Origin of the sequence: Moraxella sp. CTOTU49097 (assembly GCF_032064105.1) — a bacterium.
Classification (GTDB): domain Bacteria; phylum Pseudomonadota; class Gammaproteobacteria; order Pseudomonadales; family Moraxellaceae; genus Faucicola; species Faucicola osloensis_B.
Genome location: NZ_DAMBOA010000013.1, coordinates 34,140 through 48,619, shown reverse-complemented (window position 1 = coordinate 48,619; position 14,480 = coordinate 34,140). Strand labels below are relative to the sequence as shown.

Sequence of the window (14,480 nt, the reverse complement as noted above, 5' to 3'; positions counted from 1 at the left end):
TTATGGGGCAATATACCCAATCTTGCCAACTGATTGTGGATCAGTTAAAACAAGCCGGTGCATTGGCGCAAGTCAATGGTAGTGATGAATTAACGCAGCAACTGGCTCACTGGCTTGCCAACCCAAAATCTGCCCAAACCGCGGGTCACGTCGGGCAAATCTTAGCAGAAAAATATCAAGATGCGACCAAGCAACAACTTGCCATGATCATGCAATGTATCGCTGATAACAATGAACAGCTTATAAAATCAGAGATTCGAAAAATTGACCATGAACCTGTGGCGAGTGATGGTCGAAAGTTCATTGACGATCTGTAACTTATGAATTAACCATTTATATATAGTGAAAACTCAATTATATTGAACAGGGTCGTTCGTGGTGAGACCGTCGAACCATAACGCCCGTCACCCTTGGATAAGATCATGGCAAACGTTGCTTAATATAATTTAGGATTGACTATATTTTGGCTATTATTCTGTCTGTTAGGTAAAAATAATATACTGCTTTAGGGTTAAAACGATTTAATTAAATTCAAAGGATAATCATTTTGAAGGCAAGCCAATTTCTAAATGAATTTAAACATATTGATAGCTTCATTTTATCTTGTCCAAGTTGTCACAATCAGACACTGAAAGGTGATAAAAATAGGTTTCTCGTAGAAGAAACTAATCAAAGCAAATTGATGCAACAACATCCCGATTTTGAACCTGAGTGGTTGTCAGGAGTTGAAACGTATGTCTTTTCTTGTATCCTAAAATGCGTGAAGCCAAGCTGCTCTCAAGTTGTAACATGTAGTGGTATAGGTATATGTGATTGGGACTATGAAGAAGATGAAGACGGTTTTGTCAGACAGGTATTTACTAATTTTTATAAAGCTCAATTTTTCACCCCAAGTTTAAGTTTTTTTCCTATTCCAGAAAATTGCCCAGTAGAAGTTAGTAATATGCTCAATGAAGCATTTCGTTTAACCTTTATTTCACCCAGCTCTGCTTCTAATAAAGTAAGAATTGCTATTGAAATATTATCGACTTTGAAAATTCCAAAAACAAAAATTATAAAAGGAAAACGTACAAGAATAAGTCTGCATAATAGAATCAAAGAAGCTAAAAATAAGAAACCAAAGCTTGGAAAACTTGAAGACATCTTAACAGCACTAAAATGGATAGGTAATAGTGGCAGTCATGAGGATAGTAGTGAATTAACATTAGATGATATTTTCAATGCTTACGACCTAATGGAATATGTTTTATCAGAAATTTATTCACCAAATGATAAGTTATTAAAATTAGCAAAATCCATAAACAAAAATAAAGGTTTGAATAAGAAAAAATAAAAACTGAAGGCATAAAAAACCACGAATAGTCAGGCTGGGGGAGGATGACCTATTCGTGGAACCTGGAAAAACCGTTTTTTAAACTGCTTATGTAAAGGCGTATGCGATACCACCCACCACTATTGCTAAAGTTTGTTTGTGCGGTGCAGTGATGAATATACTATAAATCACAAATGCAAAAATAAAAAGGACTAGCCAAGCTAGTCCTTTTTTATCAGTCAGTTTTGTAGTTTATTTTTGTACTTTAGTTTTATAAGCGAATAGTCAGCTATTTCATAAACCAGCCGTGACTTGCGATAAATGATTGACCGGTCATCGCATTGGTTGGGAAAGCGGTTAAGAATAAGGTTAATTGAGCAATATCATCGGTTGTGGTAAATTCACCGTCAACGGTTTGACCCAGCATCACATTTTTTACCACTTCTTCTTCAGAAATGCCTTTTTCTTTGGCTTGCTCTGGGATTTGTTTTTCAACCAGTGGGGTTTTGACAAAGCCTGGGCATACCACATATGAGCGCACGTTGTGGGCTGCACCTTCTTTAGCCAATACGCGGGCTAGACCTAATAGCGCGTGTTTGGCGGAGACGTACGGTGCTTTTAGGGCTGATGCTTCATGCGAGTGGACTGAGCCCATATAAATGACTGTACTTGCTTTATCATTTTGATACATGTATTTAAGTGCTGCTTTGGTAGTCAAAAAAGCACCGTCTAGATGAATGGCAATCATTTTTTTCCAATCCGCGTAGCTAAATTGGTCGATGGGATTGATGATTTGGATACCGGCATTGGATACCAAAATATCAATATCCCCAAATTCTTGTACCAGCTTATCCACGCCAGCATTTACCGCGTCTTCATTGGTTACATCCATGGCAATGGCAACCGCTTTACCGCCTGCAGCTTTGATTGCATCCACGGTTGCTTGCGCCGCATCTGGGTTGATATCTGCAATACCTACCGCAGCGCCTGCTTTGGCATAGGTTTCTGCGATATCGCGACCGATACCACTTGCAGAGCCAGTGACGAGTGCGACTTTACCGGTTAAATCGGTAGTGAGTTGGGTAGCCATGTTTTTCTCCTTAATTTTTTATGACAAAGTAGTTTTATTATGACGGTTTTAATTATTGAAAGTTACTATCGGGACGGGCTTGCGCATCGGCAATATAGTCTACTGCTACTTCACCCAACGCAAGGGTGAGATTAGCAATAATATGAGAGGTTTTGACGATTTCTAGCACAGGTAATTTTGACACGGGTGCCATCACATGGTCAAATAACTGTAAGGTAGCAGGTCCTGTATAGGCTGCTTTAACTTCTACATCGGTCAAATAATAGCGCACCAACTCGCAAATACGCGGCGTGCCATCGACATGGGGAATGAGTTTTAACAAATAATTGGGTGTTTTTTCCATATTGGCTTTGACAGTGGCTTTGTCCAGTTCATCATATTTATATGCCATAGTACCTGTGGCCACACGCACACTACCATAGTCGAGGGTACCAAGTAGAGTGTCGGTGTTGTCAACGGTTAGTACAGGCGACGCCATTTTTTTTGGAAAACCCCACAGCTCACGCCCGCCCGCGGTAGGTCCAAAGTCATCTAAAAACATACAATGGGTATAATTGGCATGACGACCTTCGGCATCAATCACTTCAATCACTTGTCCCGATTCGGTATAGTTGCCAAAACCTGTGCTGTTGGGCATACGGATAAACTCGTAACTCACCAGCGCGTTATCAGTGATTTGGAGTGGCTCGGGTACGATAGCACGCAGTTTTTCGGGATCTGTGCGGTAGGTGATGATAAAGTATTCGCGGTCAAAAAATTCGTAAGGACCATTCGAACAAGGTGGGGCAGTAAAAGGCATAAACGTCGCGTTATCTAAGATCTCACTCGCTTTCATGAGCTTTCCTTTTTATCTCGTTATATTATCTAGTCATGTTGTTTAGTTATGAAATATTATTTAATTTTATCGTTATGACATGAAGCAGGAAATATTATACACCCTTATGCAAAATCAATCCCAAGACAAAATTGTTATGATGTTGTAATGATTTTTTCACACCTGCATCCGCTTAACTTTGGCGATAGTAGGTTATCTGACGGCAAGGTATCGCTGTTCTTATGGGCTATTTTATTGGCTAGTTAACAGTGCATGACCGCAGAGCACACTCACGGCATTCTCAGTGCGTAAGATGCGATTGCCAATATGCGCCACTTGGCAGCCAGCGGTTTTGAATAATTCGACTTCATAATCGATCCAGCCCCCTTCCGCCCCAATCACTAGCACATGTGGCAGGGCATTGTCCCACACTTGGGTAAACTGCTCATTGGCATAAGGATGTGCCAAAATCGCCTGTTTACCTGCGATTAAAGCAGGGAGTTCATCTTCAACAAAAGGTTTTAAGCGTTTTTTGAGGCTTACGGTCGGGCTTACGGTATCGCAGGCTTGTTGTAGGCCTTCATGGATATAGTTATCGAGCTGAGTTAAAAAAGGGGTCTGCCAGTAGCTTTTTTCACTACGGTAACTATTGACCAAGATAATATGCTGGGCACCCATCGCCGTCATGTCCAAAAATAGACGACGCAATACCTTGGGGCGGGGAATTGCCAAAATAACAGTCAGTGGCAGTTTGGCAGGTGGCGCAATAGTACAATGGATTTGCGATAATTCGATACTTGAATCGTGGATATTGCTGACAACCGCTGTGCCTAAATGACCATTTTTGATACCGACTTTCACCGTATCGCCCAGTGTCACTTTAAGCACCTGTTTTAAGTGCATAACGCTCGTTTTATCATCAATAATAGCGGTCGATGAGGTATTTTGCGGTAAAAGAATGATATTCATAAGGATAAATCTTAGACAATAAAAAACCCCAAAACTTAATTAAGTCAGGGGTTTTTTTAATATGGCGGAAGCTGAGAGATTCGAACTCTCGAAGGGCTCGCACCCTTGCCGGTTTTCAAGACCGGTGCATTCAACCGCTCTGCCAAGCTTCCAAATTGTGGTGGCTATTATATACAAGTGAAATAACAATGCAAGCATTATTTTACGTTAATGCAAAAAATATTAGCGAAAGAAAGCTAAATAGAAAGTTAGATAATTATACTGAATACCTTGGCTTAACACCTGGGCTTCATACCATGCGCTGATGTTAAGCCAAATACTGAAGCGAAAAATACTCAAAAACCCACCAATCCTGCGTCTAAAAATATTGATACAACGGGTTGTTTCAGTGCCTTCATGTGATCCATTGCAGCTTAACAATAATGTTGAAAATTACCTTGCTGATACGTTATCACATTGTTAATATACGCAGCACTGCAATCCATTAGATTTTCTAATGATTGTTGATAAAATTCTAAAGGTTGTGCGACTATTTGGCTAAATTTGTTCCACAATTTTTATCGCAAATGTAACCTTATCCCAGTTTTAGGGTTCATCAGATAAAAGGAGTGTATCTGTCATGATACCTATCGATACCACCACACTCGTGGAACCCCCCAAACCCCGTAAATGGTACCAAATTCTGTATGTACAAGTGATTATCGCCATTGTACTGGGTATTTTGCTTGGTGTATTTGCCCCAGACGTGGGTGAGGCAATGAAACCACTGGGTGATGCATTTATTAAATTGGTTAAAATGATTATCGCCCCCGTTATTTTCTTGACAGTGGTGACGGGTATTGCTGGTATGAGCAATATGAAGCGAGTCGGTCGTGTTGCTGGTAAAGCGATGCTGTATTTCATTACCTTTTCAACCTTGGCATTAATTATCGGCCTTGTGGTTGCCAATGTGCTGCAACCTGGCGCGGGTCTCAATATCGACCCCGCTACTCTGGCAACAGGGAAAGATGCGGCTAAAGTCTCTGAGTATGTTAGTAAAGCGCACGATAGTACCGTTACCGGTTTTTTGATGAATATCATTCCGGAAACCATGGTAAGTCCACTGACAGAAGGGAATATTCTGCAAGTGTTATTTGTTTCAGTGCTGTTTGGTGTTTCCTTAGCATCTGTGGGTGATCGGGCTCGTCCCGTGTTAAACTTCTTTCAAGAGTTATCTGCGCCTGTGTTTAAAGCGGTTGAAATCTTGATGAAAGCTGCGCCGATTGGGGCGTTTGGTGCGATGGCATTTACTATTGGTAAGTATGGCGTGCACTCACTGGGCAACTTAGCCTTTTTGCTAGCCTGTTTTTATATCACTTCATTGCTATTTGTGCTGGTGGTACTCGGTGCTGTGGCACGTTATAACGGCTTTTCAATCATCAAGATGATTAAATACATCAAAGATGAATTGCTATTGGTGTTAGGCACCAGTTCATCAGAAGCGGCACTACCGACCTTGATGCAAAAACTTGAACGCGCAGGCTGCGAAAAATCAGTGGTCGGTTTGGTGATTCCAACAGGGTATTCATTTAACTTAGATGGTACCAACATCTATATGACCATGGCAGCGTTATTCATCGCGCAAGCCTGTAATATTGATTTGACGTTGACCCAAGAGATTACGTTATTATTGGTCGCAATGTTAAGCTCAAAAGGCGCGGCAGGTATCACGGGCGCTGGCTTTATTACCTTGGCAGCTACTTTGGCGGTGGTACCAACTGTGCCAATCGAAGGGATGGCGCTTATCTTAGGGATTGACCGCTTTATGTCAGAGTGCCGTGCATTGACCAACTTAACCGGTAATGCCTGTGCGACGATTGTGGTGTCACGTTGGGAAAATGCGCTAGACAAACAGCGCTTGGACGCAGCGCTCAATGGTCAGCCATTACCACCTATTGAGCATCATCCCACTGTATAATTGTAGAAAGAATAAGCCTAGAAAAGATAAACGTATAAAAGCGTTGATGAATCGTAAAAAACCCAAAACATATGCGTTTTGGGTTTTTTTATGGGGCTATAAATGCTTAAGGTTTTGCCGTACCGTTTGCTTTGGCTTCTGGCTCATTGGCTGTGTCCTCAATCGCTTCAAAAATCACCTCATCGGACACCCCTTGACGCTTCAGCTTTTCGATAAAACGGCTGTCTTTGGCGAGTGAGTAGCCGACATTCTCGGCATCAAGTCCCCGGCGAATATATAAGCGAATCAAGCCTTGAATACGTGGAAACCCATGATTTTTGGCGACTTGGGTCAACAAATCCCGCATTTCTTCAGTGATTTTGATATGGATAGGAACCATGACTTGTTGATTTTTTTTGACTTTAGTAATCATTTGCATGCCTCGCGTGTGATCAATTTTTAGCAATCAAGCTAGATGTAACCAATTTATCAATTAGACGGAAAATTTAGCGCAATTAGATATCTTTAACCTAGTGTAATTATTTCATTGGCGAGAAACAAGCAAGGCAAACGTAAAATTCCTACAAAAATCTTAGCCAAATGTTGGATTAGCTTAACGCTCGATGCAACAATCAAGCGAAATTTCTTTACAAAATTTGTTGTTCCCAATAGGTCTGTACTGATTTGTCACATTGATAAACCTTCTCAACGATGCGATCGGCAGGGGCATTATTCACTTTTTTTACCAATTCAACCCACAGTTCAGGCGTACCGAATTCAATAATCACATTGAACAGGGGCGTCATATTGCGCTGCAACAGCGATTGGTCAATCATATATGCCGCAAACACACACGCTTTTGGGTTTTTATCAGCCACGGCGCGATAAGCCATGCCATCAAGCAAGGCTGGCACGGTGATTTTGAATTCTGGTAAAAGCTGCATGGCCAAATGCGCGCTATCAGGCAGCTTGATTAGCTCGATAAATTGGGTGATTAAGCTTTCATAGTAAGATTTATCATCTGACGACAGCTTACCTTGCTGATGATCGCTTACTAGCTGGGTGATGCGGTCTTTATTAATCGCTTGTTGCAGGGTCAAAAATTGAGATTGGGTAGGGGAAAACGACAGCGTCATAACTAGTACCTTATCAATAGTATCTTAAGTACTTTAGCAGGTGAGATAATAGGGTAGCAAACAAAGGCGTAGTAAACAGCAAATTGCTAAACTTTGCTCATAAAAAAACCCATTCACAAGGGAACGGGTTCAAAATATACAACAGAATTTGGCTTGATTGGCTCTCCAACCTGGGCTCGAACCAGGGACACATGGATTAACAGTCCATTGCTCTACCGACTGAGCTATTGGAGAACAGATAATCAAGTGGTGCGTATATTACTGAGATTTAAAAAATGAGTCAAGCATTTTTTAGCAAAAAATATTAATAAAATTCATGATGCAAAATGACCCCTAGCAATAACGATAGATAAAAAATACCACATAAAAAAAGACCTTTAACAAGCGTTGTTAAAGGTCTTTTTGATATGGCTCTCCAACCTGGGCTCGAACCAGGGACACATGGATTAACAGTCCATTGCTCTACCGACTGAGCTATTGGAGAATAAGCGGTAGAATTTTTTGTTAAACCTGCAAAAATCATCACAGCGTTTAAGTGGTGCGTATTTTAGCAAATTAACCGTGGCTGTCAAGCACTATATCAAAAAATCTTCGGATTTTTTTATTATTCAACCAGATTGTGGCTAGTAATCAGCCAGTTACTGATTGGCTATTGTGATGATAAGGCGAATTTGCTAGTTTAGCGATTAAGGCATCACTCTATGGGTCAAGTTGATTCACAGCATTGATTAAAAGCTGCGTTGATTTAAAGCTATGTTAATTCACAGCTAGGATGCCGAGATTAATAATTTTTTATGATAATTGTTATATGAATTAAGAAGGATCGTCATTGTGCCCAACGCCATTGAATCAAACCAAAATTTGCAAGTTGCCCCTTTACAAAATGAACTTACCATGTCTGTGCTGATGACGCCTGATTTGGCAAATTTCACTGGCAATGTGCATGGCGGCGATTTATTAAAGATGCTTGACCAAGTGGCTTATGCTTGTGCCAGTCGCTATAGTGGTGGTTACGTGGTGACGCTATCGGTGGATCAGGTGATTTTTCGTGAGCCGATTCATGTAGGGGAGTTAGTCACTTTTTTGGCAAGCGTCAATTATGTGGGTAAAACTTCGATGGAAGTGGGTATTCGAGTGCAAGCAGAAAATATCCAAAACCGTACAATACGCCATACCAACAGTTGTTATTTCACCATGGTAGCGGTAGATCAACATGGCAAGCCCACCCGTGTGCCACCCCTTGAAATCAAAGATAGTTTGCAAGAATGTCGCCAAAAAGCCGCACAGATGCGTAAAGCATTGCGTTTTCAAAGTAACAATATTTCCCAATGTGATATCAAATAGGCAAAAGAATGCGTCATCAATATCCCGCTAAAAAAACCAACACACCGTTAATTCTATCAGGCTCATTAAATGCTAAAAAATTAGCCTTGCTAACTTTATTAACCTCGACTGGTATGACTATGCTGGTTCATCCTGCTTACGCCGAATTAATCATTCAAAACAACCCAGTCAATGCAGTCAATGCTCAAACGCCAATTGCAACTCTCAATGAATTGCAAACCCAACCCACGGATGCATCGCTTGACAAGCTTATCAAAGTGCTACATATCGATAAAATGATTGATGAAATGCTTGCCCAACGTCAGCAGGCTGCCAATATGATGAAAGGGCTACCCCAAGAATTACCTACGGATGAAAACGCAGGCATTTTTAGCCGTCATGCGCAAAAACAACTTAAAAATATCTTTGTCAAATATAGCACCGTCTTGGGACAGCAATTAGACCAACCCATCTCTAAACAGCAACTGCAACAAGCTTATCAAGCAATTGCCAAAAAAACCTATACCCAAGCTGAGGTCGATTCCCTCAACCAATTTTATGAGACCCCAATGGGACAACGCATTTTAAGTAAACAATCGCAAGTTTCCAGTGAGTTTGTGCAGGTGATGATGCCGACTTTGATAGGTGACACAAGCCAATTTGAAAAAGCGATGCCAAGCTTGCAAAAAGATATCGAAAAAATCTTTAAATAACTAGTTGACAATCCATGACAAGTCTATATAATACGCGTCACTTCGATGATATTGAAGCAACTTGATTGGCTTATAGATTGCCTATCAGGGTCGTTAGCTCAGTTGGTAGAGCGTCTGCCTTACACGCAGAATGTCGGCGGTTCGAATCCGTCACGACCCACCAACCTATATCATCGCTATCAGCTACCGTGCAGTGGTAGTTCAGTTGGTTAGAATACCGGCCTGTCACGCCGGGGGTCGCGGGTTCGAGTCCCGTCCGCTGCGCCACTTATTTTAGTGGAACTAAAAACGAAATTTTTAAAGTTTTATGCCTCAAATCTCCCCTGATTTGAGGTTTTTTTTGGCTTAAATTTTATATTAAGTTATTGATTTTAAAAAATATATTATTTTATACATTTTTCTCTTGATGTGATTAAGAAAATTGATTTTGATTGTTAAGTTGAAAAGATATCTATTTTTAATATTTAAGTAAAACTAACGTGACCAAACGCTTGTGACCAAAACGTGAGCATTTTGTGACCGAAAATTTTGTCTGACAGCTTGCAAGGTCACAAGCCGTTGTTAAAACACAAGAAACCTAGTGAAAATCAAAAAATTAGCCACAACGACTAAATGCTTGGATTGTGCTAATGTTATGAATTCTGGGAGGCGTGCATATACTTGAACAGCCGTCTTAAGTCATTGGTTTCCCCAAATAATACTAAAACCGTATCAGGCTCAATGACAAAATCTGGATGCACAATGCCATCAATTTTGGATTTAGTTTGATTTCGACCAAAACCAAATTGGTTTTGGTGAAATGAAATGGTGGTTAACAGCATCACATTAAATTGATTGATTAAATCAAGCGCGTGAACTGTTTTACCGTAAAATGTAGGCGGTGTCTGTATTTGAACGATACTATAATCGTTATCAAGTTCAAACGAATCAATTAAGCCAGTGAGCGAGAGTTTCTTTGCCCAGTGCGTTGCCGCTTCGTTTTCAGGTTGGATGATATCATCCACCCCCAATGCTTGTAGCACTTTTTCATGCAGTGGGTTAATCGCTCGGCTAATGATGTATTTGGCATTGAGATTTTTGAATAGGGCAGTGACCATCACGTTTTGTCCTTGGTCTTCGCCAATGGTAATGAGAACCACATCTGTCTGGGCAATGGGTAACCCCGAGACGGCGTTTTCACTGGTAGAATCGATACAAATCGTGTGCGAAATGGATTCTTTGTAGCGCTCAACTTTATCCATGTCGATATCAATACCAATGACCTCATGCCCTTGACTGGTGAGTTTGGTGGCAAGTGATGAGCCAAAATTGCCTAGACCGACGATGATGTATTTCATATCTATACCTTATCAATTTATCTTTAGGTGATAATAATCTCTTCGCTGGGATAGCGATAGCTTTGATGCCTTGGGCGATTTAATAAGGCAATTAAGATGGTCAATGCCCCAACCCGTCCACAAAACATCAGCCCAATCAGTACGGATTTGCTAAACGCACTTAAATGTGGGGTAATGCCTAAGCTTAACCCTGTGGTGGTGTAAGCAGAAACACTTTCAAATAACACTTCTGTCATACTCATGTTGGGCTCTGCCCAGCGTATTAACGTACAACCAAACGCAATAATAATCACTGACAAACAGATAATCGCAAATGCCCGCTTCACTGAGATATCCGCAATTTCACGACGGAATATTTCGATACGAGAATAGCCGCGTGCCAGTGACACAATATTGAGCACAGCGACGGCAAAAGTCGTGGTTTTGATACCACCGCCTGTAGAGTTTGGGGCTGCCCCAACCCACATCAGTGCAATGGTAAGCATCACGGTCGGTGGCGCTAGCTGTGCCATGTCTACCACGTTGATTCCTGATGAGCGCGGTGCAGCTGCCACAAAAAACCCTGTCACAAGTTTGCCTATGACACTGGTATGCTCAGTTAAGGTGCCATGCCACTCAAATACAAGCACACTGACAAAGGCAAGCACTAGCAAGGACAAGGTCGTCACTAGACTAATGCGACTATTGATACTCAGTAACCACGGCTTGGCACCATATCGTGAGCGGTTAGGAAACAGCAGGCGCATCAGCTGATGGCGCAAATATTCCACGATATTGGCAACTATCGCAAACCCCAACCCCCCAAACAAAAACGTCACCGCCACAACCATTTGTAACGGATAATTAAAGCGCAGTTGTAACTCATATAAGCTATCACTCATCGTTGAAAAACCTGCATTACAAAATGCAGAGATGGCATGAAAAACCGAAAAAAAGATGCGACGATGGATACTCATAGGGACATCAAGCATACTGAGATAAATCGCTATGGCTGCCACAGACTCCACCGCAAAAGTAACCGCAAAAATTACTTTGAGCGTCTTTAGCACATCACTCATACGATTGGCTGAGGTCACATGCCCAATCTGTAGCTGTGTCTGGTAACTGATGCGTCCTCGAAAAAAATAACTAAAATAAGTGGCAAAAGTTAAAATCCCTAAGCCGCCCAATTGAAACAAACACATGATAATGATTTGACCCAATGGCGTAAAAAAAGCGCCGGTATCTTTTACCGCTAGACCTGTAATACACACCGCACTCGTGGCAGTAAATAAAGCATCAACAAACGCAATATGACCATAGGTGGCATTTGGCATCATCAGCAAAAACGTGCCGAGCAAAATAAGCAATAAAAAACTTAAAATAAACAACTGGGCAGGGTGCGCAACGACTATCTTAAAGCTAAACTCCATCACCAATAACTGACGAATAAAAGAAACCAACAACGCAATTTTTATCAGCGATTTTTCAAACAAGAATTTGTATAAAAAAGAACTATTATCGGCAAAAAAATGTGTCACCAATAGCGCAATAACTAATAAAGCAATGGACAAATCAAACGTTAGCACAAGCTTTGAGCGTATACCTTTTTGCACATATTGACTCAATAATTCAATAAAGTTAAGCCCAAGCACGATTAAATAAAACGTCGAAGCCACGCCATGCAACCAAACTTTAAAATCAAACCCTGTCTCAATAATCGCAAGCAATACAGCGAATAAACCGCTATAAAATACCAGTTTATTAAACACACCTGATGGCTTGTCATGCATTGAGTCGAGCGCATTTTTTTTATTTTTTTTCAATATAAAATCAAACATCGTAAAGTTGACTTCCGTTTTACCCAAGCATAGTTGTTGTACTTTATACCGCAATTATGCGTTTGAGAAAACTAGATTGAACAATGATTTAAAAAAAGTAGCGATGATTTGACAAAATTACGTTGTTTTTGAGGCAGGCTAAAACACCAAAGTTACGGTTAAGCCTTGGGTGGTGGCAGTGGTTTGGGCGTTATTCTCAACCAGTTGCGTAGGACTGAGATAAATATCGATATTGGCTTGTTGGCAGATTTGATAAACAATCGATAAACCCAAGCCGGTACCGCCAATCACCGTCAAACCTGAATGGGTACTTGTGTCTTTGGAGGAAAAAGATTTTTTGGCAGTATCGCTATGGGTTTGTGTACTACTTGTTTGTCCTTGTCCTTGTGCTAGGGCTAGGGCTGTGCTTGACGCATTTTGATGGACGCGGTAAAAGGGTTGAAAGACGTCTTGATAATGGGCTGCATCAATGCCAATGCCGGTATCGGCAACTTGGACGATGAGTCGTTTTGCGCCGTGATTGAGTGCGTTGCTAGCGTTGTTCACCAATACAGGGATCGGGGTCAATGGGTTGGTTAAGTTGGTATGGGTGGCATGGGTGTCTTGGGTGGCATGGGTCGAATCGGTGCTGCTTGACGTCTGCGTTAGATCTTCGATAGCCATCTGGTCAATGACAACAGCGATATTGCCTGTGGTTGGGGTGTATAAAATAGCATTTTGCAGTAAATTTTTGAGGAGGATAAACAAGGCGGTTTCATCTAGACTGACCTGCGTCGCTGACGTACCCAACGCGGCGAGATGATTGTCAACCGACAGGGTTTGGTCTTTGTTATCGGCAATCGGAAATAGCAGTTTGATGGCTTCTCGTAGCACTGCAATTAAATCGGTGGGCGGGTTGGTGCGCTCGGTCAGCTGTGATTGCTGGGCGTCCATACGGGCAAGGGTAAGTAGCTGTTCCACCAGATGTTGATTGTGTTCCACTCTGACAGCGAGCTTATGAATGTTTTGTTTGAATTTGGCTTGCCTTGCAGGGTCGCTATACATCGCCGCATCTTGACTGTATTTTTGCAGTTGTTGTACTTGCAGCGAGATGGCGGTCAATGGCGAGCGTAGCTCATGCGCTGCATCGGCGATAAAGCGATTTTGGTTTTGGATATGCGTGTCAACCCGCTGTAACAACGCATTGATTTCAATGACCAAGGGCATGAGCTCGCTGGGCAGAATCGAGCGATGTTGGCTGTCAGTGGGTAGCTCGATCAAGCTGAGATCTTGACCATGACGTTTTGCCATTTGCTTAGCTAATGACTGGATAGGACGCAATACGCGCTTTAATACCCAAGGCAATAGTGCAAGCAGCAACAGAGTAGTCAGTAAAATCGGAATAATGGATTGCCAAGCCGATTTTAGGGCAATTTTTTTCTGCCATTCAACAGGTTGACGCACAAAAATCACCCGCCTTGGGGTGTCTTTACGAAAGACTTTCCAGATTTCACCATCGAGGGTTAATTCACTAAAACCAATAGGGGTATTAATCAATTGCGGGTGAGCCATTGGCTCAATAAAATTGGTGTCAATTTTGCCAAAACGGGCAGGGAAGATATCAACTTGCACACCGTCTTTAACGCCTTGATACTGTAGGACGTTGCTTTCATCATTGGGCGAGAAAACAGTGGTCGGCGTGCTACTGCTAGGGGCAGAAGCTATCATAGCTGGTATAGGTGGTCTAGGCGGTGGTAAGTCATGCGGTAAAAGATTATTATCTAGGTTGCGCCTATTGGGATTTAGTTCATGCGGGGGTGGTCGCACCGTTGAGCGCGAGCTGACCAGCTCAGCAAGATAGCTAAGATTGGTTTCTTGTGAGGTATTAAACTCTTGATAGGTATAGCAAAATACCGCAATCTGTACCAAAATGCCAATCGATAGTAACGTGCCAAGTATCCAAACCAGCAACTGTTTTTGCAGTGATTTTTGCAACGATTTTTGCAAGGAAAGAGCGGTTTTTGTAGGGGTAGTCATGGTCATTTTTGCGG

The 14,480-nt window shown here is 41.7% G+C and carries 12 protein-coding genes, 5 tRNA genes and 1 pseudogene; 7 read left to right on the top strand and 11 right to left on the bottom strand.

Translation table 11 applies throughout. From position 1 onward, the window contains the following. Together RT064_RS08460 and RT064_RS08455 are read left to right on the top strand one after the other, a co-directional pair. Window positions 1-317 (top strand): annotated as a pseudogene (locus tag RT064_RS08460) (hypothetical protein); the annotation flags it as partial. A 230-nt stretch (window positions 318-547) separates the two neighbouring features. Beyond that, window positions 548-1,333 (top strand): DUF4145 domain-containing protein, encoded by a 786-nt coding sequence (locus tag RT064_RS08455; protein WP_313062818.1) that lies wholly within the window; start codon window positions 548-550, stop codon window positions 1,331-1,333. Between the two features lie 268 nt (window positions 1,334-1,601). On the opposite strand, the gene RT064_RS08450 is transcribed toward RT064_RS08455, so the two are convergent. The 4 genes from RT064_RS08450 to RT064_RS08435 form a co-directional block, all read right to left on the bottom strand. Beyond that, window positions 1,602-2,402, bottom strand: coding sequence for a 3-hydroxybutyrate dehydrogenase (locus RT064_RS08450; protein WP_313062817.1), 801 nt, complete (start codon window positions 2,400-2,402; stop codon window positions 1,602-1,604). 52 nt (window positions 2,403-2,454) lie between these two features. Next, window positions 2,455-3,237: an acetoacetate decarboxylase gene (locus tag RT064_RS08445; RefSeq protein ID WP_313062816.1), complete on the bottom strand. Its 783-nt coding sequence runs from the start codon at window positions 3,235-3,237 to the stop codon at window positions 2,455-2,457. A gap of 231 nt (window positions 3,238-3,468) precedes the next feature. Beyond that, window positions 3,469-4,185 carry a 16S rRNA (uracil(1498)-N(3))-methyltransferase gene (locus RT064_RS08440; protein ID WP_313062815.1) on the bottom strand — a complete coding sequence of 239 codons (717 nt, stop codon included), beginning with the start codon at window positions 4,183-4,185 and terminating at the stop codon, window positions 3,469-3,471. Between the two features lie 62 nt (window positions 4,186-4,247). Next, window positions 4,248-4,337: transfer RNA gene (locus RT064_RS08435), tRNA-Ser, on the bottom strand. Window positions 4,338-4,804: 467 nt separating this feature from the next. Here RT064_RS08435 and RT064_RS08430 point away from each other — a divergent pair. Continuing rightward, window positions 4,805-6,142: a dicarboxylate/amino acid:cation symporter gene (locus RT064_RS08430; protein WP_313062814.1), complete on the top strand. Its 1,338-nt coding sequence runs from the start codon at window positions 4,805-4,807 to the stop codon at window positions 6,140-6,142. 106 nt (window positions 6,143-6,248) lie between these two features. Here the strand turns inward: RT064_RS08430 and RT064_RS08425 are convergent, their stop codons facing one another. The 4 genes from RT064_RS08425 to RT064_RS08410 form a co-directional block, all read right to left on the bottom strand. After that, on the bottom strand, window positions 6,249-6,554 hold the full coding sequence (locus RT064_RS08425) for a CopG family transcriptional regulator (RefSeq protein WP_313062813.1): 306 nt from the start codon (window positions 6,552-6,554) through the stop codon (window positions 6,249-6,251). Between the two features lie 214 nt (window positions 6,555-6,768). After that, on the bottom strand, window positions 6,769-7,257 hold the full coding sequence (locus tag RT064_RS08420; protein ID WP_313062812.1) for a hypothetical protein: 489 nt from the start codon (window positions 7,255-7,257) through the stop codon (window positions 6,769-6,771). 158 nt (window positions 7,258-7,415) lie between these two features. Next, a tRNA-Asn gene (locus tag RT064_RS08415) sits at window positions 7,416-7,491 on the bottom strand. Between the two features lie 174 nt (window positions 7,492-7,665). Next, a tRNA-Asn gene (locus RT064_RS08410) sits at window positions 7,666-7,741 on the bottom strand. Window positions 7,742-8,151: 410 nt separating this feature from the next. Here RT064_RS08410 and RT064_RS08405 point away from each other — a divergent pair. The 4 genes from RT064_RS08405 (at window position 8,152) to RT064_RS08390 (ending at window position 9,560) form a co-directional block, all read left to right on the top strand. Next, the gene (locus RT064_RS08405; RefSeq protein ID WP_051499411.1) at window positions 8,152-8,601 is read left to right on the top strand and encodes an acyl-CoA thioesterase; all 450 of its coding nucleotides are present in this window, start codon (window positions 8,152-8,154) and stop codon (window positions 8,599-8,601) included. 8 nt (window positions 8,602-8,609) lie between these two features. Next, window positions 8,610-9,293 (top strand): DUF2059 domain-containing protein, encoded by a 684-nt coding sequence (locus tag RT064_RS08400; protein ID WP_313062811.1) that lies wholly within the window; start codon window positions 8,610-8,612, stop codon window positions 9,291-9,293. An 87-nt stretch (window positions 9,294-9,380) separates the two neighbouring features. Beyond that, window positions 9,381-9,456: transfer RNA gene (locus RT064_RS08395), tRNA-Val, on the top strand. 27 nt (window positions 9,457-9,483) lie between these two features. Continuing rightward, a tRNA-Asp gene (locus tag RT064_RS08390) sits at window positions 9,484-9,560 on the top strand. A 365-nt stretch (window positions 9,561-9,925) separates the two neighbouring features. On the opposite strand, the gene RT064_RS08385 is transcribed toward RT064_RS08390, so the two are convergent. The 3 genes from RT064_RS08385 to RT064_RS08375 all read right to left on the bottom strand — a co-directional run bounded on the left by RT064_RS08385 (window position 9,926) and on the right by RT064_RS08375 (window position 14,472). Continuing rightward, a complete protein-coding gene (locus RT064_RS08385) occupies window positions 9,926-10,630 on the bottom strand; it encodes a potassium channel family protein (RefSeq protein WP_135889249.1) in 705 nt (234 codons plus the stop codon). Window positions 10,631-10,653: 23 nt separating this feature from the next. After that, a complete protein-coding gene (locus RT064_RS08380; protein ID WP_313062810.1) occupies window positions 10,654-12,435 on the bottom strand; it encodes a TrkH family potassium uptake protein in 1,782 nt (593 codons plus the stop codon). A gap of 153 nt (window positions 12,436-12,588) precedes the next feature. Continuing rightward, window positions 12,589-14,472 (bottom strand): sensor histidine kinase, encoded by a 1,884-nt coding sequence (locus tag RT064_RS08375; RefSeq protein WP_313062809.1) that lies wholly within the window; start codon window positions 14,470-14,472, stop codon window positions 12,589-12,591. Window positions 14,473-14,480: the final 8 nt, after the last annotated feature.

Excerpts from the sequence above, each read along its gene's own strand:
- RT064_RS08450 (WP_313062817.1), bottom strand. The coding sequence starts at position 2,402 with ATGGCTACCCAACTCACTACCGATTTAACCGGTAAAGTCGCACTCGTC.
- RT064_RS08445 (WP_313062816.1), bottom strand. The coding sequence starts at position 3,237 with ATGAAAGCGAGTGAGATCTTAGATAACGCGACGTTTATGCCTTTTACT.
- RT064_RS08440 (WP_313062815.1), bottom strand. The coding sequence starts at position 4,185 with ATGAATATCATTCTTTTACCGCAAAATACCTCATCGACCGCTATTATT.
- RT064_RS08430 (WP_313062814.1), top strand. The coding sequence starts at position 4,805 with ATGATACCTATCGATACCACCACACTCGTGGAACCCCCCAAACCCCGT.
- RT064_RS08425 (WP_313062813.1), bottom strand. The coding sequence starts at position 6,554 with ATGATTACTAAAGTCAAAAAAAATCAACAAGTCATGGTTCCTATCCAT.
- RT064_RS08420 (WP_313062812.1), bottom strand. The coding sequence starts at position 7,257 with ATGACGCTGTCGTTTTCCCCTACCCAATCTCAATTTTTGACCCTGCAA.
- RT064_RS08405 (WP_051499411.1), top strand. The coding sequence starts at position 8,152 with ATGTCTGTGCTGATGACGCCTGATTTGGCAAATTTCACTGGCAATGTG.
- RT064_RS08400 (WP_313062811.1), top strand. The coding sequence starts at position 8,610 with ATGCGTCATCAATATCCCGCTAAAAAAACCAACACACCGTTAATTCTA.
- RT064_RS08385 (WP_135889249.1), bottom strand. The coding sequence starts at position 10,630 with ATGAAATACATCATCGTCGGTCTAGGCAATTTTGGCTCATCACTTGCC.
- RT064_RS08375 (WP_313062809.1), bottom strand. The coding sequence starts at position 14,472 with ATGACCATGACTACCCCTACAAAAACCGCTCTTTCCTTGCAAAAATCG.